Consider the following 21,192-nt stretch of genomic DNA (forward strand, 5'->3'; position numbering starts at 1 on the left):
GTTAATCGAACTCTATTGATGGCGAAAATTGTAAATAGTGTTACTAAACCTAGTATGATAATTAATGCAGTTCTTTGATTTTTTGATTGAACGAGTTTTTCTTGTTGAATTAGCTTTTGGCTGGCATAATTGAGGCTGTCCGACAAAGCTCGTTTTTCATTTTCGTATTGGTACTGTTGATGTAAAACTACTTGTTGACTTTCTAAATTAAGTATACTGTCTCTTGCTGTCACAAAATGCTCGTAACTTACCAAGGCCTGCTTACTATTCCCTAGTATTACATAAATATCATATAAGTCTTTTGAAATATTTTGTGTTTGCTCAATTTCAAGGCCTTCAGCTCTTGCTAAGGCTTTTTTCAAATAAAAAATTGCTTTATCGTAGCTTCCTTTTTGTTTATAATAAAGACCTAAATAACGATAGCTTTTAGCAATACCTTTTTTATCATCAAGTGTTTTATTGATTGCTAAAGCATCGTTTAAGCTATTGTAGACTCCTTCTAATTGATCATTTCTGATATGAATTAAAGCTATACTATTCAGTAAAGTCCCAATATTATGTTTACGATTTAATTCTCTTGCTATAGCTAATGCTTCCTCAAAATATTGAAGTGCTTTATCATATTCTTTTTTGTAATCATAGGCTATTCCAAAATTGGTTAGACACTTTAATATTCCCGCTTTATCACCTAGCCTCTTTCTTATCTGATAACTTTTGTCCGTATATTTTATGTAGTTATCATAATCCTTTAACTGAAAGTAAGAATTAGAAATACTCAAATAAGTATAAGCCATAGAATATTCATTGCCTGCTTCCTCATTGATTTTTAAAGCTTTAAATTGAAGCTCTACTGATGCACTTAAATCTCCTTGACGAGATTTAATGACTGCCAAATTTGTCAGAGGAGCACTTTTCGGACTTCCCGCTTCCGTATATAATTGATGACATCGGGTTAAATTTTTCTCTGCCTCCTCATAATTTTTTTGAAAAATATTAATAATACCAATATTATTCAATGCTCCCGCCATCAGGATTTTATCATTTAAAGTTGATGCAATTGCAAAACTTTTATTGTAATAATTTAATGTAGTTTCATAATCTCCTCTTGCATAATAAGTAGATCCAATCCCATGAATTGACCTGGAAACTAATAAACTATCCGCCACTTCTCTAGCTATATTCAAGGATTTTTTAAAAGTGATTTCGGCTTCTTCGTACTTTCCTTTTCTATATTGAGTCTTCCCTCTAATTATTAAATTTTCTGATTGATATTTCAATAAGTTTTTCTCCTCTGCATATTGTAAGCCTATGTTTGCAAGGGCAAATGCACTATCTGTATTTGACTTTACTATTTCTTTACTTTGCTTAAGGAGTGCTTCTAACCGAGTTGTATCTTCTAAATTAGTATTTGTCCAAACATTCCATAAAGAATCTGATTTTGTTTGACAGATAGCAACTTCAGAAATCAATAGTAGTAAAATACTTAGGTAGATATAGTTTCTTCTATTACACATACTAAAAGTTTTTATTGATCTCAATTAATAAAGTAGTACCTCTCCCTTCTCTACTTTCTATTTCTAAGAAACCTCCAATAGCATCCAGTCTATTTTTCATTCCCTTAAAACCCAACCCAGAATTCTTTTTTATTACATTAATAGCATCAAACCCAACACCATTATCTTCAATAGTGAGCATATAGATATCATCATAATTTTTTAATTGAATATCTACTTTTGAAGCCTTCGAATACTTAAAAATATTATTGATTCCTTCTTGAAGAATTCTATATAGAGTGATTTTTATTTGATAGTTTTCAATTAAATGATCGTCGAAATTATGGAAGAAATTAAATTCCATTTCTTCAGTACTTTTATCTACTTCTGTGATTAGACTATCAAAAGCTGAAATAATCCCAAAGTCAACAATAGCCTTTGGCATTAGAGTATGAGCTACTGTTCTACTTTCTACGATAGACTTCTGAAGATAATCCCAACCTGTATTAAACTTTTCAAGTATTTCAGGTGGTATATTATCTAATTTCTTTTTGAAAGATTGAAAATTCAAGGATGATATGGTCAATGTTTGTTGTAATCCATCATGAATATCTTTTGAAATACGTTGTCTTTCATTATCCTCTGTAAGGATAATCGCTTCAAGAATTTCTTGTGTTTTACGCTTTTTTTCCGTTACATCAATGTAAGTTCCTACTACACGTTGAGGGTCTCCATAATGGTCTCTTTCTACAATTTTACTCTTTACAAGAATCCATACAATATTTCCATTTTTATGATAGAACCTGAATTCTTGATCTTCTATTTCATCTATTAACTTCTGTTTTCTTAGTTCCTCATAAGTTGTTATCCAAAGTGACCTATCATCAGGATAAACAAAGGGTAATATACCTGTTTTTCTATCACAATCTTTCAACTCATATCCTAATAAGTGAGCTGATGCATCACTTAGTATCAGTTCATCATTTATAATATTATAATCCCAAATACCATCTTTTGTCGCTTCTAAGGCATAATTCAACCTTTCTTTACTTTTCATTAAATCATGATTCAGATGAGAGATTTCTTGTGTTCTATTCTCTACTAATTCTTCTAAATTATCATTTAAGAATTTAAGTTCTTGCGTACGCTCATCTACCTTAATTTGAAGATTTTCACGCTGCAACTTTATTACTTTTACTCTCCATTGAAATATGACAAATACAACAAATAAGAAAATTAAGATGTAAGTAATTTTAGCTGTTAGGGTTTTGTACCAATACTCCTCTTTCACAAAAGAATAAGATTTTTGAAGGTACGTATAGGAGTTATCGGAATTTTTTAATCTAGCATAAAAAGTATATTTCCCAGCAGGAAGATTGTTATAATAAGCCACTGCTCTGTTTCCCATACTCAACCAATCGTTATCATATCCCTCAATTTTATATTCATAATTAAGATTCCCATGTTGAGTAAAATCAAGAGTAGACAAATGAAACTCTATTTGTTTTGAGTCAGCTTTATAAGTAGATGGAAAGCTATCCATTTTCTTGCCATTCGTCACTACTTCTTGTAGTACTACTTTTGGTGATGAATAATACACTTTTTTAGGTCTAAACTCGTATAAATTTTCTTTTGCCAAAAGGTATAGTTGGGAGTGAAGTTTTATAAAATAAGGATTGTATCCAATCTCATGAAATGCTCCTTCTGCAAAATTCCATTTAAACTTTTTCCCCAAGTTCATTACCTGCTTTCCATTTTTCATCACTGGTATAATTTCTTGCATATAAGGCTGTCTTTTGTGAGTAACAAAAAACCATTTCCCTTGAGGTTTAGACATGGCAATCATCATAGACTGATTTGCAGGTAAATTTGTCCTTGTGTCATAATGAATTACCTCGTTTTCATTTTTGATTTGTAATAACCCTGATCCATAAGTCCCTACCCATAAACTAGAGTCATTATCTATAGAGACATCCACAATATATTTAGTTAAAGATGAATGCTTATTAAATGGTCTTAGGGTATCACCTTCTACAATATACACCCCTAAACTTGTTGTTAGCCAATCTTTTCCTAAAGTCTTAGACAGATTCTCAATATGATAAAAAGGTGGTTTTAGTTTTATCAAGGAATCTTTTTTAGTGATATAAAAGCCCTTTCTATTATTGATGATATATTCTCCATCAGATAACTGGAATAGATCCATTGTTTCAGTAGAACATATTCTTTTTATCAGTTTTAATTGATCATTCTCTATCTTCACTTCAAAGCCACCTTTATTGGTAGACAAGAGTAAGTTTCCTGAATTTGATTTAGCGGTCTTGTATATCTCTTCTCCAATGAAATTTTCTGATTTCAATTTGACAATTTCTTTTCCATTGAACGTGAAAACACCATTTGCTTCAGATCCAAACACAATCTGATCATCAATTATTACTGGCTCACAAAAACTAGCATTAATGGCTTCTTTTGATTTGGGTAATTCTAAAAAAGGAGTATTTGATAGGTAATTTAAACCCGCTGTAGCCCCTGCCCATAAATTACCATCTCTATCTAAAAAGATAGTCAACATTTTATGATAAGTGAGTCCGTCTTTATCATAAATCGTTTCAACCTTATTGTTATACACTCTATGTAAACCTTCACCTCCTGCCCAGATAGCTCCATTCTTTTGTACTAAAATTTTGCGTATCACTTGTTTAGATTTATTCTTACCTAACCAGTAAATCAGCTTTCCTGAAATTGAATTATAACGACATAATTCTCCCCATTGCCCTCCTATGAGTAATTCTCCATTATGCTCTTTCACTGTATAAGCCATCATATCAATAGGCTTTTTGGTCATTAATTCGGTTTCATTTGTTACACTATTCCATTTATAAATAATTGAATGTTGTTTTTTTACATAGGTATGAAGTATCAATAATTTACCTTCCTCATCACTTGGGAAAATTCGGAACAATGCCTTATTAGGGTATTTGTACTTTATTAATTTGCCATTTTTTAGAGAGAAAATTGACCGATTACAAGCAAACCATATTCCCCCATTTTTATCAGAAAACATGTTATTTACTCTTTTTAGTTTTCCTCCATTTTCATCATATACTTGAACTATCTCATCATCTTTTAAATAAAATAAACCTCTATTTGTAGCAAACCACAACTGATTATTGGCATCAATCTCAACCAATTTTATTGACTCAGTTTCTATAATTGGATCTGTACTAAGGTTAATAACTTTTACTGTTGCTCCATCAAACTTTAATAAACCTCTATCAGAACCTATCCATAAATAGCCACTAGTATCTTGTGCAATAGAAAAAACTCTATCAATAGGAGTATCTTGAATTTGAGTCCATGTTTTTATCTCATATTCATTAATAGGTATAAATGGGTTCAACTCTTGTGAAAAAGAGTTGTTACTTATAAAAAGAGCATTTATTAAGAAGAAGAAATGATATAAAAAATGGCGTGTTTGCATAGTAATACTAGAAATCAGAAACTAGAACTAAGATAGCAGATTTTATAGGAATAAGATGAAGGTTGCAAGATATATCTCTAAGGGATGTATCAGGCAACCATATCTATTTGTATTTATTTCTTCAATAGAAGATATCGTATTTGATACTTACACTTTCAAAAAATGAAACTAGAAATACTGTAAAATATACTATTTGCAATTAAAATGAATAGGCAATCTATCTCTAGATCGCCTATTATTGTTTTAGACTAATTCCAAATCTACTTGTTCTTTTAATATTTTTCTAGCCTTTTTAAGTTTCAAGGAGATCGCTATTTGATAGATACCCAAGAAGATAAATACCGCTCCTGTTAATGAGATAATGGTAAAACCTGCCCAAACTGGATTCCATATTAATATCATAGAAAGGATCAAACCAATAGCTCCTAAATAAAAGAGTGGACCTCTTGTTATTACTCCAAAGCCATTTAATACTTCTGAGAAAGTCATGGCCCCAATCGCCCTTATCATAAAAGTAAAACCAACATACATAGGTAATGTCGCCATTGAGATGGATGGGTTTTTAATCAAGAATATACCTAGGAATAAATTGATAAAACCCCAGAATATAGACCAACCCCATCCACTTATAGTTTTTCTATTCATGAATGAAAATATGATATCTGATAAACCTGTAAAAATAAAAGTGATACTAAAGAACACAGATAGTGCTATGTAACTTTCAATAGGGTATGTAAAAGTAAATACGCCTGCAGCCACTAATACAAAACCAGATACTAATAATAACCACCAGTGTTTAAATGATTTTTGCAACGAGTTTCTTACTTGATTTTCCATAACTTTTGTTTTTTGAGAGATGTATTAAATTTTTATTTTTATTTAAATATTGATGAGGTAAGCGTTGTAATGTTTGAAACAAATTCTTCACCTACATCTGAAGTTCTTTTTAATAGAGACCTTGTATCATTATTCATATCTTCTAAATGAATAGAGATTCTTAAGATCATTTCTTCCACACTGTTTTGTAATTGATAAATATCTAAAAGTGATTCTTGCAATTTGATTTCTTTTTGAGCCTCAGAAAGATCCCCATCACTCATTATCTTGGCCATTACTTTATATCTCATATTATTAAATATGATATCTACCTTTTTAGTGACTTCATCAAAACTTTGCTCCTCTCTTACAGCGGTCTGACCTAAAGCATAAATACTTTCAGATTCTAGTTCTTTAATTTTTTCTGCCAGTGTGATTTCATTTTCCAATAAGAAATCATCAATCTTTGAAGAAATTTCTTTTTTTGCTTCCATTAAACTTAATGGATAAGAGAGCGATGTATTATTCAATGTTTTCATAATAGTTTCAATTAAAAGAGATGTTTTTTTCTTACATTACAAAGGTGCATTATGTGGCTTAAATCTATATTGCAGTGTTACCTAATCCTTGATTTTAGGTATTTTACCTAGGTCACCATCAAAAAAAGAGGTCACAAAGTGCCCTCCCTTTCATTGAGTATAAAATACTCTTCTTTACCCTAATATATTACTACTTCAATAGTTTCTGGGTTACTCTCTTTTACCTGCTTTAGCTCTTTTATCAAAAGCATAGCAAGTAATAGAATTATAAGTGTCACTATTTTCATAAAACTCCGCTATACGGTATTTATATTACTCTGTTATTTTTACATCGTGATGTATCTTTACCTCAGAAGTGTAAGCATACTTTTTCACAATTTTAATTCCTTGTCCTTCTTTCAAATGGTCATCAGCTTTCAAGTCGTTCAAGACTTCAATAAGTTTAAGTGAAGCCACATTGTTATTCCTTTTACATAAATACTTTAATGTTTCCCCTGCTTTTACCTTTACTATGGCTACTTTCTGAGTATGAATCCTTTCTCCGTCATTATCACCTAACGCAATTAAAGATACAGATACTCTTTCGAATATTTTCAGCGATGAATCATCTGAAAAGTTACTAATTCTATATACCCTCCCATTGGCTTTTACCCAGCCTATATTGGCATAGTTCTCCTGGGCTTTACTTTTGACTGCAAAAGATATTCTGTATCCATTCTCTTCACGATGTGGAAAAAATCCTTTACTAGAAATATGTCCCTTTTCCTTATCCGATAGTTTTTCTATAAATTTCTTTGAAGCCTCCATCACTTCTGTTTCTTCTTCTATAGAAATGACCACTCCCTTTCTAGAATCTTGACTATATCCACCAAAATATTCAGGTTGATTAATCAATAACCATTTATCTGGAAATTTCACCTTAATTGACAATTCTGGATGCATGAATTCAGATCCTTCGAAAACACCTTGTGTTACACTATTTCCAAATAATACTCCATCTATTGCCTGATGATACTGTTCTTTTTTATTGGCAGTCGACCCATGAATCATAAAAGAAGCTTTCGTTTCTATATCACTTTCTCTTTTAGGAGTATAGGGATGGTCGCTGAAATAACTTTTCTTTTCTTCTTCCCCTGTTACTAATTCAATAACATCAGTCATTCTATGTAAAATAGCTTTTAGTGCTACTGGGTTATAACCTGCTCTTGCTGCTAAATCCATACCTTCTAAATCTGCCTCTGTTTCCTTCTTCCTACCGTATGAGGCTAGATATAAGGCATTGGATGCTTTTATTGGAGCATTAAAAATATCTCCTAGATCTTTACTAATTATACCAATTAATTCTCCTGGTAACTCAAGTAATTTAGGTAAAATTCCTTTTTTCATTTGCGAGATGGAGTGCCGATTATGTGCATGAATAATTTCATGAGCTAATATCCCTGCTAACTCATCTTCCGATTGAATAATACTTAACAAACCTGTAGTGATAAATACATATCCTCCTGGCAATGCAAAAGCATTAGGTTCTACTTGAGGTACAATTCTAAATTGATAATTAAACTGTTTATCTTCTAACTGACTTACAAGTTGTTGTCCAACACAATTGATATATTCTGTCATTTCTTCATCTTGATACACCCCCATTTCTTGAGCTACTTGATTTGCATATTCCAATCCTAAAGTTTTATCGAGTTCAATATTTTGAGCGATCAAACTTGAAAATTGAAAGACAAAAATTATTTGTAGTAGTAAAGCAATTGTTTTCATGGTATATATTCTAAAGAGTTGATGAATAAATAATCTTTCCTTTTGATTACATTACAAATATGAAGGTTTACATAAAGGTATATGTGAGTAGAAAACCTAATTGAAAGGATTAGGTAAATTACGTACTGTTTTACTACCTCATGAATTATCTCTTGACAATATTCTAACAAAAAAAGGAACGCCATTTCTGACGCTCCTCTCAATACGAAAAATCTATTTATTTACTCTACCCATGACGCTGCCGATTGTCTTGGAGGGAACTCCTTGAAGGTTCCCATAAACTCTTTAACAGTTTCTACTGTTGGAGCCATCAAGAACATATGTTCGATAAAGAAATCTGTGTAACCAGACTCATCAATTGCTCTTTCAAAAGGATCTCTTCTAAGGTTGATGATAATTGGTGCTCTCAACTTAGTGAAAGGTTTAATCCATACATCCAACCCTTCGTGTTCTTGGATGGAGAACATAAACTTCCAATCACCAATTCTTACTGCAGATAAATCACCTCCATCTGTAAAGTAGAAGAATTCTTCTCGTGGTCCTTTTTCTTCTTGGCCTAAGAAATAAGGCATGAAGTTGTAACCATCTAAGTGTACTTTGTAAGTCATATCATCAGCTTTGTAGCCAGTTAATAACTGCTCTTTTAATTGGTCTTCACCTGCTGCTGCCACTAAGGTTGGCATCCAGTCTTCTAAAGAGATAATCTCATTAGATACTTGATGAGGAGCAATTTTACTTGGCCAGCTCACCATCATTGGTACTCTGAAACCACCTTCCCAAGTAGTATTCTTCTCCCCTCTGAAAGGAATCATACCACCATCAGGCCATGATAATACCTCCGCTCCATTATCAGTAGTATATACTACAATGGTATTTTCAGTAATTCCCAATTCATCTAATTTGTTTAGTAACTGACCAACGTGCCCGTCATGCTCTACCATACCGTCTGCATATACACCTTGACCAGTTTTACCTTCAGCCTCTTCTGTAAGGTGAGTCACTACGTGCATTCTTGTAGAATTAAACCACACAAAGAAAGGTTCATCATCATTATGAGCTTTATCGATAAAATCTATAGATGCGGCTAAGAATTCTCTATCTACAGTTTCCATTCTTTTCTTTGTTAATGGACCTGTATCAGAAATACGACCATCAGCATAGGCATGAATCACGCCTCTTGGGCCAAATCTTTCTTTAAAATTTGGATCTGTTGGATAATCTGGATGTTCTGGTTCCTCTTCCGCATTTAAGTGGTATAGATTACCAAAGAATTCATCAAAACCATGGTTGGTTGGTAAGAATTCATCTTTATCACCCAGGTGATTTTTACCAAATTGACCCGTTGTATAACCTTTTGTTTTAAGAATTTCTGCAATTGTTGGATCTTCTTTTTGTAATCCTAAATCATCGCCAGGTAGACCCACTTTAGAAAGACCTGTTCTTTTTGCACTTTGGCCTGTTATAAAAACTGAGCGACCTGCTGTACAACTATTTTGTGCATAACTATCAGTAAAACGAATTCCTGAGTTAGCTATTCTATCGATGTTTGGCGTTCTGTACCCCATCATACCATCGTTGTAAGCACTTATATTAAACATCCCTATATCATCACCAAAAATGACTAAGATATTAGGCTTTTCATTACTTCCTTTCTTTTTCTTTTGAGCTATTAATTGATTAGCAAAAAGGGTAACAAGAATAAATAAAATAAAATGTTTCATTTTGTTTTCTATTAGTGAATGAGATAATCTTTTTTGTTTTTGATCATTGATCACATTACAAAGGTGCAGTATTGACCTCTCCTATAAGTGAGTAGAAAACCTAATTGAAAAGTTTAAGTAAATTACCTATGCACGTATTGGGTGGAAAAAGGAATGATATCACTAGGGGTATTAAATACTCATATCGATTTGATGTAAAAAAAATACACCTTAACTTCAATGCTCTATCACATAGAAATTAAGATGTACAGATTATATTTACTATCATGTTTCCTTCTTTGTTTGTCATGTAATAATGATGATAATATACCGACAAACATTAGTCATACTCTCAGAAGTAAAGAAACTATTGATGAAGAATTCTCAAATCAAAGAATTATAGAACAAAGCGAGATAATTTTATATCGTGATTCTTCCTATACCAATTATTTATATCAAGAAACCTATTCTTTATCGAATACATCTGAATTACTTTACACTACCTATTATTACTATAGAGGTGGATGGTCAGAAAATAGCGATAAAGAGATTCACTTGTTTCTTAATGATAATTACTTTTTAAATAAAGTGGATAATGTAGCTGATACTACTTTTTGTGGAGAACTTAATGGGGCTTCAGGTTTTGTACCTACTATTAGGGTAGAAGATTTCGAGCCAATAGATTTAAACCTTCCCGATTTCCCTTGTTTACCAGAGGATAATTAAACTTTACTTTAATTTTTCGTTGTTTTTATGTCTGTCAGCATCACGAATTGACTTTTTCTCTAAGTTTTTCTTTAATGCTTCAGTCAAATCTATGCCTGTTTGATTGGCTAAACATACTAAAACAAACATCACATCAGCCATTTCATCGGCAAGGTCAACATCTTCATCAGATTTTTTAAAAGATTGTTCACCATATTTTCTAGACATAATTCGAGCTACTTCACCCACTTCTTCCATAAGAATAGCAGTATTAGTCAGCTCATTAAAATACCTTACACCAGTGGTGTTGATCCACTCATCTACTACTTTTTGTACTTCTTCTAAAGTCATAATCAATTGGATTAAAATTAATGGATCAAACATAATATTTTAGAAAATGAAGAACTAAGAAAAACGAATTATATTTTTAGAATTTCTTTTGTTGAGAGAGCACTTAAATACTAGAGATTAGTTAATATATGGGAGATGATCAGAAAAAATTGGGCATAAAAAAAGCCCTTAAGGGCATCACATCATTGGTCTTTATCGACCTTCTTACTATTTAAAGTAATGTTTAAGCAGATTGCTTTACATTACCTTTTAACTCTTTTACTTCAGTTTTCTTTGTTGTTTTTGACTCACAAACTGGTACTAAAACTGGGAAACCTGTTGCCGTTACTGTGAGAATTTTTCCTTTAATTGTTTTCATAATTTTATTATTTGTTTGTTTTAATAATGATTGGATAACCTGTCGCTGTATGCGTTATGATTGTGTTTTGTCTTGATTTCATAATTTTTAAATTTTAATGTTTGAATTACTTATTTGTTTTTACAATTACTGGGTAACCTGTTGCTGTTACTGTGATGATGCTATTTTGATTTTTCATGTCTTTTTAAATTTTTATTGTTATAAATTAATTACTTGTTTGTTTTTACAATTACTGGGTAACCTGTTGCTGTTACTGTGATGATATTATTTTGATTTTTCATGTCTTTTAAATTTTAATGTTTTTGTTTTGTTTTCTATTTTATTACACGACAAAGGTGAGATAAAGTTTCGACTTATTATAGGGCATTTATACAATTAAAAGCTATATGAACAAAATATTATAAACACTCAATTCAACACTTTATTGTATTTTATTCTGTTTAAATACCTAAAAACCATAAATAAAAATAGAAGTGTATTTAAATCACACTTACCTATGATGTAAGTGTTCATCAATACACTTCTAATGAATTAGTTATATTAATTAATTGTTAATGTTTTAATTATTTTTCAAGAGGCATTTTTGGAGTACAAATCATCATCATTATAGGCTATAATGTTCTTTGCCATGCCCGGAAAAACGAAACCATGAAATGGATAAACTGCATACCAATACATTCTTCCCCAAATACCTAATGGTCTAAATGTAGCATTTTGCTCCAACCACTTCTTACCATCTTTTTCTTTTATCTTAAACTCCAACCAAGCTTCACCAGGAAGTTTCATTTCAGCAAAAAGTAAAAGTCGTTTATGTTTTTTATCGGCTAAAATCACTCTCCAAAAATCTAGAGACTCTCCTGTTTTTAACTCGGTAGGACTTCTTCTACCTCTTCTTAGACCAACACCACCTACAAATTTATCCATGATACCCCGTATCCTCCAGAGCCATGTTCCATAATACCAACCTCGATCACCACCAATTGACCAAATATTATCCAAAATTTCTTCGTCAGGGCGCTTAAATTCAAATTTTCGTTTATCGGTAAGGCAACCATATTTTGGTACTTGTATTAAATCTAGGAAATCTTCTCTTATCGGACCAATAATCGACTCTTTCCAACTAGAAACAACTGCATTTTGCTCAATACGTTGAAAAGCCATTTCTAGTGCTTCTTCATAACTATATAATTTAACTGGAACTATCTCTTGGATATTCCCGTTTTCGCAAATCACTTCATTATCCATACTTTCTACCAAGCTTCTCGCTAAAGTGTAAGTAGTCGATGTTACAAAGTATAACCAATAAGATGATAAGTTGGGTGTAAATACAGGAACGACCAATATCTTACGGTTCAGTTTTCTAACCTTTGAAAACCGTAGTAACATCTCTTTATAATTTAAGATACATTTTCCTCCTATATCAAATACTCTATTATATGTCTCTTCTTTTAATATTACCCCTGTTAGGTAATCCATCACATTCCGAATACTAATAGGTTGGCATTTTGTTTTTAACCATTTAGGAGCAATCATCACAGGTAATTTCTCTACTAAATCTCTGATAATCTCAAAAGATGCACTTCCTGATCCTATTATTATCGCTGCTCTTAATACAGTTAATGGTACTGGTCCGCTTCCTAAAATTTCTTCCACCTTTAATCTAGAACCTAAATGCCTTGAAAGTTTTTGGGCATTGACTATTCCACCCAAATAAATCATTTGTTGGCATTGCGACCGAGAAACATAATTTTTAAAATTAGTAGCTGATTTTTTTTCTAGTTTTTCAAAATCATCAAAGGAATTACTCATAGAATGTACCAAGTAATAGGCTACATCAAAATCTAAGGGTAGATCTTTCAGGGATGTTTCATCCAATAGGTCTCCTTTTACCACTGTAACGTTTTTCATAAAACTATTATCAAAATCTTCATAGTCAAAACGTCGAGGATCTCTACAAAGGCATATCACATGATGACCTTGTTTCACTAAAAGTGGTAATAATCTCCTTCCTATGTAACCTGTAGAACCAGTGAGTAATATCTTCATAATCGGTGCATAAAATTTAGTCTTATACAATGAACAATAAAACCATCAAAAATGTTAAGTCCCCTTCCCATTATTCCTTATAAGTATAATTACATCTTGATATAACTAAATGTTATAACTCATAACCATATATTGTTTAATATCAAACAATATGATTTTACATTTGTACATATACAAAAAACTAATCATACCATGTACAAAAAATTCTTAATCACTAGTATCCTGTCATTAATTTGTGTGCTATTTTCTTATGCACAAGAAGATTCTATTGCTATTACACCTCCTGAGGAACAAGTAGATGCCAGTAATCCTTTATCAAAAGGACTCAATTTCTATCAGATTGGCCGTTTTAAACCGAATAAGGTAGAATTACAAAACATTGTAAATTATACTACAAACAAATGGTTTATTAGAGCCGCTGTAGATTATACAAAACCTTATGATGACAATGTTTATTATGGCTCATCAAGTTTTATGGTCTCAAGAATATTTGATTTAGCTAAAAACAATGATGAATGGAAAGTACAAACAGGTTTTGGTGTTGTAGTTTCTAATTCAAAAGTCAATGGAAATGCAATAGGGGTAAATTTTGTTGGGGTACAAATGAACGACAAATGGAAATTTGTTGAATTATTCACTTATCAATCTAATGGTACAATAGAAGCTCAATATGGTGCCTATTATAAATTTACACAAAATGGAAACTGGGAAATAAGAACCCATCCAAGAATGCTTTTCAATACACAAACAGGTGTACATGAAATTCCTGTAGGTATTGGTATAGGACATACTATGAGGACACCTATGTTTACTACTTATATCTTCTGTGAACCAGAGTATGACTTATATAATAATGAATATCTTATTTATTCTGGAGTTAAATTTATTTTCTAGCCCACTCTATTAATAATAGAGTAAAAAATAGAATACGAAAAAGAAAATCAACTTAAAACATCAAAAAATATACTTAAATGTTTATATGAATTAATATCTTAATCTTTAAATTTATAATCCAACTATTTCTTAAAATTAGGTTAGGTAATTTACCTAATCTATATCAAATGAGTAAATTACGGATAAAATAATGGCTCAAAAACAAGAGATTTGAGAAAATGATTATTTAAGAAGTTCATCTGAAAATGTATCAGATTATTCTAAATCAAAATAGAATAAATATTTCTTAATGATCTTATCTCTCAAATAAAAATATTCGTTATTTTGTTTAAGTTCAAACAATATTAATATAATACTACCGTGTCAGCATTAACCTCAATACAAAAACTACAAGACCTAATGGCAAAGTCTATTATAGGTCAGGAACAGGTAATCAACCGAATTATTTCGTGTCTAATATCAGATGGCAACCTATTATTGGAAGGCTTACCTGGTTTGGCTAAAACTAGAGCAATTAATGCTTTGGCGAAAAATATGGATTTAGGGTTAAGTAGAGTTCAATTTACTCCCGATTTATTACCTTCAGACATTACAGGTACAGAAATTTATCAGAATCAAGGAGAAGAAAATTTTGTCTTTCAAAAAGGACCTATTTTCAATAATTTGATTTTAGCTGATGAAATTAACCGTGCACCTGCAAAAGTACAATCTGCTTTATTAGAAGCAATGCAAGAACGTCAGGTTACCGTTGCGGGAACAACGTACGAACTTCCTTCTCCGTTTTTTGTAATGGCTACTCAAAACCCGATAGAGCAAGAAGGAACATACCCTCTTCCTGAAGCACAAATGGACCGTTTTCTTATGCATGTTATTGTCAATTACCCTTCGATAGATGCAGAATTAGAAGTGTTACGTTTAGTACGTTCAGAAGAAAAATCTACTGCAGAAAAAGTAAAAAAAGAAGTAGAAAAGCTTCCTAAAGACATTATTTTTCAGGCAAGAGAAGAAGTGCAAGAAGTACATGTTTCCGAAGCTATTGAAAAATACATTGTTGCTTTAGTGTATGCGACTAGAACACCAGAAAAATATAGTGAAGATTTAGCCAAATGGATTGACGTTGGATGTTCTCCTCGTGCTACTATTGCATTAGATAAAGTAGCTAGAGTGCAAGCATGGTTAAACGAAAGAGATTTTGTAAAACCAGAAGATATTCAAATAGTTATCAAAGATGTTTTCCGTCATAGAATTGTAAGTAGTTTCGAGGCCAATGCTTTAGGAATTACTAAAGAACAAATTATTGATGAGTTATTGAGTAAAGTAGCAGTCGCTTAATTCTATTGACATGGAAAAGAAAGAAAACCAACCAAAAGGCCATGTTACCCTAAAAGAGTTACATGGACTACAATTCGAAGCTTCTGGGTTTAGTTTTTTACCTAAATATAAAGTCCAATCACTTCTTGCTGGTAGACACAAATCTGCTATGAGAGGACGTGGTTTAGATTTTAAAGAAGTTCGTGCTTATGTCGCAGGAGATGACATCCGAAATATTGATTGGAAAGTCACTGCTCGAACTCAGAAAACACATACTAAAGTATTTTCTGAAGAAAGAGAAAGACCTGTTTTATTGGTGGTAGATCAATCTTCATCCATGTATTTTGGAACACAGCAGTACTTAAAATCTACACTAAGCGCACATTTAGCTGCTTTAGGTGCATGGCGCACAGTAGAAGTTGGAGACCGTGTGGGTGCTTTTATATTTAATGATAAAGAATACCAACAAATACGTCCTCAAAGAAGTACTACGGCCATTTTACAAATGCTGAAGACTATTGAAGTATACAATCAGCAACTCGATGCCCATCATCCTCCATTATCAAAAACTAAGCTTTTCGAAAGTGTTTTTCAGAAAATTAGATCGAGTGTTAATCACGATTACTTAATCATTATTATTTCTGATCTCAGAGGACTATCCGACACTAGTTTACATCATATCTTTAATCTAAAAAGGCATAATGATGTAATGGTTTTTCATATAGAAGATGAATGGGAAAAAGATCTACCTATGACTACTTTATCACTTTCAAATAGTGAAAAACAAGTTTCTATTTCAAACTCTATGAAAAAAGAGAGGAAACTTCAGAAAAAAGCTTTTGAAGCTGATAAAGAACTATTGATAGATCAATTTTCTGAATACGGTATCCCTTTACTTTCTTTCAATACTAAAGAAAAAGGGAGTACTCAAGTGAGAAACCTTCTAAAAGACCAATAGAAATGTTGACACAAGACTTAAATACGGTTTCCGATTCAACTCAACTTGCACAACAGGTGTTGGACTTTATTCCACCTGAAAAAGTGGATATGACCCCTCAAGGTATTGGTTGGTGGATCATTGGAGGAATTTTGTTGGTGGGAATATTGGTACTACTAATCAGATTCTATATCACGTTTTTAAAAAATACATATAGACGTACCGCATCACATCAAATAGATGAAATGTTAGCTAAAGAAGAAACCAATAATCAAAAAGTATATTTCATCAATCAAATATTAAAAAGAGTGGCATTAACCACTTACTCAAGAAATGAAGTGGCTTCGCTACAAGGTAATGATTGGGTAAAGTTCTTGAATAACCACTCTAAGACTCAGTTTACTCCTCAGGATACAGAACTGATAATTAATGCTCCATACATGAAACATGAGCAGATAAATAATGTTGAATCTTTGGCGGAAACGGCAAAAAAATGGATTAAAAATCATGTATGAAATAGCTTATCCTTGGATGTTTGCTTTGCTTCCATTGCCCCTATTAATGTGGTGGCTTTACCCTGCCTATAAGCAGAAAAAGGAAGCATTGTATTATCCAAAATTCGAAGAATTAACTGAAGCTACTCGTTTGAAGCCTCAGAAAAGTGCCACGATATTAAAAAGAAGGTGGTTTCAATATCTGACCAACTTTATTGGTTGGTGTTTGATTGTTATCGCTCTTTCTAATCCACAATACATAGGAGAACCAGCCAAAAAAGTAAAAGAAGCTAGAAATTTATTAATCGCTGCTGATATTTCTATGAGTATGGAAACCCGAGATTGGATTAACCCTGAAGGAGAAAGAATGAGTCGCTGGGAAGCTGTACAAGGTGTATTGCATGATTTTATTCAGAAAAGAGAAGGTGATCGCATTGGTCTGATGTTATTTGGAAGTGATGTATTTGCAATGCCTTTTACTCCTGATTTAGAAATTATTAATCACACTATTAATGAAACGGGTATTGGAATGGCTGGACACAAAACCACTATTGGTAATGCCATTGCTTTATCTACTCAGGTATTTGATGCAGATTCTATCGATCAAAAAGTAATGATTTTACTTACTGATGGACAAGATAGCGGTAGTGAGATAGTGCCTATTACAGCCTCTCAAATGGCCGCAGATGATTCCATTAAGATTTACACTGTAGGTATTGGAACCAAAAAATCTGCTGCTTATGAATTAGATGATAATACGCTAAAAATGATAGCAAAAAATACTGGAGGAGATTATTTCTTTGCTGGTAATATCGAAGAACTCAACAAAATATATGATCAACTGAATGAGTTAGAGCCTATCGAATTTGAAGACGAAAGTTATCGTCCGACTAGATTACTGTTCTACTACCCTATTTTAGCTTGTTTAGCTTTAATATTAACCACTCAGTTTATCAGTATAATTGTTAATCTAATTGTATCACTTAAACGTAGAGAGTCATGAAAGAAATAAATGATTTTTTTGAGGGATTCTCGACCAACATTCATTTTCTACGTCCCGATTATTTATGGACCTTAGTTCCTATTGGAATCTTATTTATTGTTACATGGATTTCGGTAAGAGAATCTGAATATTGGAAAAAACTGATACACCCTCAATTACTCAAAATATTATTAATTAAGGGGAATAAAAGAGGTGCTTGGTTTCCTAAGCTCTTAATGATATTGACCCTTACTTTAAGTGTATTTGCTGCTGCTGGCCCTACTTGGCAAAGAGTAGATAAGCCAGGGAACCAAACAGAAGCTAAGGTGATGATTATTTTAGACTTATCTCGTTCTATGCTAGCCACTGATATTGGGCCTACCAGACTGGAAAGAGCTAAAATGAAAATCAAAGATTATTTAGAGATCAATGAAGGAGTAAACACGGGTTTAATTGTTTTTGCAGGTTCTGCTCATGAAGCACTACCACCAACCAAAGACTTTAAAACTTTCCGTTCTACTTTAGATGCTTTATCACCTAACAGTATGCCGTTAAAAGGTAGTAACCTCGAACACGCATTACAAATTTCTGATATCACTTTAGATAAAACAGATGCTCCAAGTTTTGTTTGGGTCATTACCGATGATCTTGATGCTACAGCTACTCAAGCTTTAGCAAAAAGAGCCGATTCAGAGGATAAATACAGTTTATTAGTTTTAGGAACGCCAGAAGGAAGTCATATTCCACTTTATAGAAATCGACTTCTGAAAGATAAAAGCGGAAAGGCTGTTACGGTAAGTTTAAATACCAATCAGTTACAAAAAACATTAGCTATTCCTAACGTATCACTTATTCCATTTACTTTAGATAAAAGTGATATAGAAATTTATGTCAAGGAAATAAAAGAATCACTAGTATTTACTAAGGATAGCGAAAAAGCGGAAGAAGATTGGGTAGATGCAGGTTATTATCTTCTTTACATCATTGTATTCTTATCTCTTTTCTGGTTTAGAAAAGGATTGCTAGTACAATGGAACTGGGTAATTATTCTCCCTTTTGTCTTCATTTTTGGAAGCTGTAATCAAATTGATCAATTACCAAAAGAAGATCTAACGGTTAAAGATCTATTCATGACCAGAGATCAACAAGCACAAAAGGAGTTAGAAAAAGGGAATACAGAAAAAGCTGTAGATCTTTTCGAAGATGAATCTCAGAAAGCTTATGTCTTAGCTCAGAATGGGGAATATGATAAAGCTGCTGATGCTTATTCACAAGATGTATCTGCTGAAAGTATGTACAATCTAGGAGTTTCTCAGGCTAAATTAGGCAATTGGGAAGCGGCTCAAACGGCTTTTGAAATGGCCTTAAATATCGATCCTGAATTAAAACCTGCACAGAAGAACCTTGAAATTGCTAAAGAACAAATGAGAATGATCAACATTCATATGTCTGATGAAAGTAATTTGGGTAAAGACAAAGCAATGCAAGGGAGAGAATATGAGCCTGAAGCAGGTGAACCCGAACAGGAGTCTGCTCAAAACTCGGATAGAAAAGCTGAAGGTGAGTTTGAAACTATTCAGGAAATGGGAGAAAAAGAGGTCAACCCAAGTATGGAAGAACTCTTAGAAATGCAGTTTTCTGCATCAAAAAGTCAGTCCAAAGCCAGTATGATACGACAAGTAAAGCTGGAGCCGAGTATGTTCTTAAAAAAGAAGTTTAAGTATCAGTACCTCACAGACGAAAATAAACCTAAACCTACAGATCAAAAATGGTAAAAAAGTACATCATCACAATTGTGTGCCTACTGTTGGGAGTATCGGTTTGGGCACAAGAAAGAGCCACATTATTTACCACTACTACTGTAAATAAAAAACAAGTAATGGTAGGTGAACCCTTTAAAGTAAAATTGTCTATCTATACCACTACTTGGTTTACAAAAGGCTTAAACTTTGAAGATTTTCAATTACCCAATGCATTAATGGTAAAGGATGGTAGAGCGATCCCTAACTCAATGCAAATTGGTAAATATAAATACGCTGGAGTACAACAGACTTATTGGGTCTTTCCTTTTAGTGCAGGAGATAATACTTTTCCTTCTTTAACTCTTGAAGTAGAAACACCAGATCCTGGTGACTATAAAGGGAAAAAGAGAACATTAAAAACGAAGGAAAAAACCATCAAAGTTGTTCCTCCTCCATTAGGAGAAAACCCTAAGGAATGGTTAGTCTCTACAAATGTGAGAGTAAAAGATACTTGGAATAAAGATCTTTCAAAGGTAAAAGTAGGCGATGTACTGAAAAGAACCATCACTATCACTGCAGGCAATACCTTAGGACCACTTATTCCGATTAGAACATTCGATTCTTTGTCTTGGGCTGGTATTTACCCAGAATCACCTACCAATTCAAATTATAATAATAACGAGGGATATATATCAGGAACTCAACGACAGGTCATCACCTATTTGGTGCAAGAAGCTGGTACCTATACTATTCCTGGTATTCATGTGAAGTATTATCATCCTTATCAAAAAAAATCTAAGGAGGTACATTCAAAAGAACATCAAATTAAGGTCGAAGAGAACCCTAACTTGAGTATGTTGGCTTCCCTTCAAGATAGTCTCAATAAATTAAATCAGATAGAAGAACCTAAAGAGGTATCACCAGAGAAAAGTTGGACAGACTATGTTCCTGAAAGCTGGAGAGAAATTTTAATAGGTTTGATTATTCTTTTATTGATCTACCGCTATCGTCCTGATCAAAAAATCAATCATATCATTCAAAAGAAAAAAGCTACATTTAGTTATAAAGAAGGTGTAATTTTCGATAGTTTGCTCTCTTCAATTAGGAAGAAAAAAATTGATAACATACTTCAGCATTTCAATATGTGGATCAATATTCTTCCAAACCAAAGTGTGAGTAACTACAAGCAAACACTTTTTGATCGTCTTATGTCAAATCAATTAAGTGATCTAATAGATGAAGTTGCTGAAGAGAAATATAAAAATGGTCAGGATATTATTTCAGATGATCTAAAACAACGTCTCTCAAAGCAATTAAAATGGGATAGAAAAATCTTATTAAAGATAGATAAAAAAGAAAGTTGGAAAGAACAGAAAACAAAAGAATTAGATGATTTAAACCCTTAATCATTTGAGGACAAGTATAATCTGTGAAAATAAAAGGTGGATAAAGTATATCATTATCCACCTTTTTCTATTACAAATTCACTGTAAAATACTATTAATTATATATGTAACACAAAAGACAAAAAGAGCCTTTTATCTCTTAACTATCGGAAACAATCATTAACAATTAG

17 protein-coding genes are annotated in these 21,192 nt (G+C 32.4%); 8 read left to right on the top strand and 9 right to left on the bottom strand.

Features of this window, described 5'->3' with window-relative positions; translation table 11 throughout:
* From NH26_RS12285 to NH26_RS12310, 6 genes are all read right to left on the bottom strand, one after another.
* The coding region (locus NH26_RS12285; RefSeq protein ID WP_139263034.1) for a tetratricopeptide repeat protein at window positions 1-1,514 on the bottom strand (1,514 nt) is incomplete at its 3' end.
* A gap of 1 nt (window position 1,515) precedes the next feature.
* A complete protein-coding gene (locus NH26_RS12290; RefSeq protein ID WP_084812163.1) occupies window positions 1,516-4,974 on the bottom strand; it encodes a sensor histidine kinase in 3,459 nt (1,152 codons plus the stop codon).
* A 243-nt stretch (window positions 4,975-5,217) separates the two neighbouring features.
* On the bottom strand, window positions 5,218-5,811 hold the full coding sequence (locus NH26_RS12295) for an HdeD family acid-resistance protein (protein WP_044227855.1): 594 nt from the start codon (window positions 5,809-5,811) through the stop codon (window positions 5,218-5,220).
* A gap of 38 nt (window positions 5,812-5,849) precedes the next feature.
* Complete coding sequence (locus NH26_RS12300; protein ID WP_044227853.1) at window positions 5,850-6,329, bottom strand: hypothetical protein; 480 nt, start codon at window positions 6,327-6,329, stop codon at window positions 5,850-5,852.
* 312 nt (window positions 6,330-6,641) lie between these two features.
* Window positions 6,642-8,096, bottom strand: a complete 1,455-nt coding sequence (locus NH26_RS12305) for a M48 family metalloprotease (RefSeq protein ID WP_044227850.1) — start codon at window positions 8,094-8,096, stop codon at window positions 6,642-6,644.
* Between the two features lie 221 nt (window positions 8,097-8,317).
* Window positions 8,318-9,817, bottom strand: a complete 1,500-nt coding sequence (locus tag NH26_RS12310) for an arylsulfatase (RefSeq protein WP_052432257.1) — start codon at window positions 9,815-9,817, stop codon at window positions 8,318-8,320.
* A gap of 243 nt (window positions 9,818-10,060) precedes the next feature.
* Here NH26_RS12310 and NH26_RS12315 point away from each other — a divergent pair, with 243 nt between their 5' ends.
* A complete protein-coding gene (locus NH26_RS12315; protein ID WP_139263036.1) occupies window positions 10,061-10,522 on the top strand; it encodes a hypothetical protein in 462 nt (153 codons plus the stop codon).
* A 3-nt stretch (window positions 10,523-10,525) separates the two neighbouring features.
* Here NH26_RS12315 and NH26_RS12320 read toward each other — a convergent pair whose 3' ends face one another.
* The 3 genes from NH26_RS12320 to NH26_RS12325 form a co-directional block, all read right to left on the bottom strand.
* Complete coding sequence (locus tag NH26_RS12320) at window positions 10,526-10,852, bottom strand: nucleotide pyrophosphohydrolase (protein WP_044227885.1); 327 nt, start codon at window positions 10,850-10,852, stop codon at window positions 10,526-10,528.
* Window positions 10,853-11,075: 223 nt separating this feature from the next.
* On the bottom strand, window positions 11,076-11,210 hold the full coding sequence (locus NH26_RS25795; protein WP_262494278.1) for a hypothetical protein: 135 nt from the start codon (window positions 11,208-11,210) through the stop codon (window positions 11,076-11,078).
* Between the two features lie 570 nt (window positions 11,211-11,780).
* Window positions 11,781-13,256 (bottom strand): SDR family oxidoreductase, encoded by a 1,476-nt coding sequence (locus NH26_RS12325; RefSeq protein WP_044227845.1) that lies wholly within the window; start codon window positions 13,254-13,256, stop codon window positions 11,781-11,783.
* 192 nt (window positions 13,257-13,448) lie between these two features.
* Between NH26_RS12325 and NH26_RS12330 the strand changes: the two genes are divergently transcribed.
* From NH26_RS12330 to NH26_RS12360, 7 genes are all read left to right on the top strand, one after another.
* Window positions 13,449-14,150, top strand: coding sequence for a hypothetical protein (locus NH26_RS12330; protein WP_044227842.1), 702 nt, complete (start codon window positions 13,449-13,451; stop codon window positions 14,148-14,150).
* A 360-nt stretch (window positions 14,151-14,510) separates the two neighbouring features.
* The gene (locus NH26_RS12335; RefSeq protein ID WP_262494279.1) at window positions 14,511-15,482 is read left to right on the top strand and encodes an AAA family ATPase; all 972 of its coding nucleotides are present in this window, start codon (window positions 14,511-14,513) and stop codon (window positions 15,480-15,482) included.
* A 10-nt stretch (window positions 15,483-15,492) separates the two neighbouring features.
* Window positions 15,493-16,419, top strand: coding sequence for a DUF58 domain-containing protein (locus tag NH26_RS12340; protein ID WP_044227835.1), 927 nt, complete (start codon window positions 15,493-15,495; stop codon window positions 16,417-16,419).
* 2 nt (window positions 16,420-16,421) lie between these two features.
* On the top strand, window positions 16,422-16,913 hold the full coding sequence (locus NH26_RS12345; RefSeq protein ID WP_052432256.1) for a DUF4381 domain-containing protein: 492 nt from the start codon (window positions 16,422-16,424) through the stop codon (window positions 16,911-16,913).
* Entirely contained in the window at window positions 16,906-17,895 is a 990-nt protein-coding gene (locus NH26_RS12350; RefSeq protein WP_044227832.1) for a VWA domain-containing protein, read from the top strand. Before NH26_RS12345 ends, NH26_RS12350 begins: the two co-directional genes overlap by 8 nt.
* The gene (locus NH26_RS12355) at window positions 17,892-19,649 is read left to right on the top strand and encodes a VWA domain-containing protein (protein WP_044227829.1); all 1,758 of its coding nucleotides are present in this window, start codon (window positions 17,892-17,894) and stop codon (window positions 19,647-19,649) included. The genes NH26_RS12350 and NH26_RS12355 overlap by 4 nt, the downstream gene beginning before the upstream one ends.
* Window positions 19,643-21,022 (top strand): BatD family protein, encoded by a 1,380-nt coding sequence (locus NH26_RS12360; protein ID WP_084812165.1) that lies wholly within the window; start codon window positions 19,643-19,645, stop codon window positions 21,020-21,022. Before NH26_RS12355 ends, NH26_RS12360 begins: the two co-directional genes overlap by 7 nt.
* Window positions 21,023-21,192 lie beyond the last annotated feature (170 nt).

The organism is Flammeovirga pacifica (assembly GCF_000807855.2).
GTDB classification, from domain to species: Bacteria; Bacteroidota; Bacteroidia; order Cytophagales; family Flammeovirgaceae; genus Flammeovirga; species Flammeovirga pacifica.

Coding starts and splice junctions, on each gene's coding strand:
- NH26_RS12290 (WP_084812163.1), bottom strand. CDS start 4,974: ATGCAAACACGCCATTTTTTATATCATTTCTTCTTCTTAATAAATGCT.
- NH26_RS12295 (WP_044227855.1), bottom strand. CDS start 5,811: ATGGAAAATCAAGTAAGAAACTCGTTGCAAAAATCATTTAAACACTGG.
- NH26_RS12300 (WP_044227853.1), bottom strand. CDS start 6,329: ATGAAAACATTGAATAATACATCGCTCTCTTATCCATTAAGTTTAATG.
- NH26_RS12305 (WP_044227850.1), bottom strand. CDS start 8,096: ATGAAAACAATTGCTTTACTACTACAAATAATTTTTGTCTTTCAATTT.
- NH26_RS12310 (WP_052432257.1), bottom strand. CDS start 9,817: ATGAAACATTTTATTTTATTTATTCTTGTTACCCTTTTTGCTAATCAA.
- NH26_RS12315 (WP_139263036.1), top strand. CDS start 10,061: ATGTACAGATTATATTTACTATCATGTTTCCTTCTTTGTTTGTCATGT.
- NH26_RS12320 (WP_044227885.1), bottom strand. CDS start 10,852: ATGACTTTAGAAGAAGTACAAAAAGTAGTAGATGAGTGGATCAACACC.
- NH26_RS25795 (WP_262494278.1), bottom strand. CDS start 11,210: ATGAAAACAATTAAAGGAAAAATTCTCACAGTAACGGCAACAGGTTTC.
- NH26_RS12325 (WP_044227845.1), bottom strand. CDS start 13,256: ATGAAGATATTACTCACTGGTTCTACAGGTTACATAGGAAGGAGATTA.
- NH26_RS12330 (WP_044227842.1), top strand. CDS start 13,449: ATGTACAAAAAATTCTTAATCACTAGTATCCTGTCATTAATTTGTGTG.
- NH26_RS12340 (WP_044227835.1), top strand. CDS start 15,493: ATGGAAAAGAAAGAAAACCAACCAAAAGGCCATGTTACCCTAAAAGAG.
- NH26_RS12345 (WP_052432256.1), top strand. CDS start 16,422: ATGTTGACACAAGACTTAAATACGGTTTCCGATTCAACTCAACTTGCA.
- NH26_RS12350 (WP_044227832.1), top strand. CDS start 16,906: ATGTATGAAATAGCTTATCCTTGGATGTTTGCTTTGCTTCCATTGCCC.
- NH26_RS12355 (WP_044227829.1), top strand. CDS start 17,892: ATGAAAGAAATAAATGATTTTTTTGAGGGATTCTCGACCAACATTCAT.
- NH26_RS12360 (WP_084812165.1), top strand. CDS start 19,643: ATGGTAAAAAAGTACATCATCACAATTGTGTGCCTACTGTTGGGAGTA.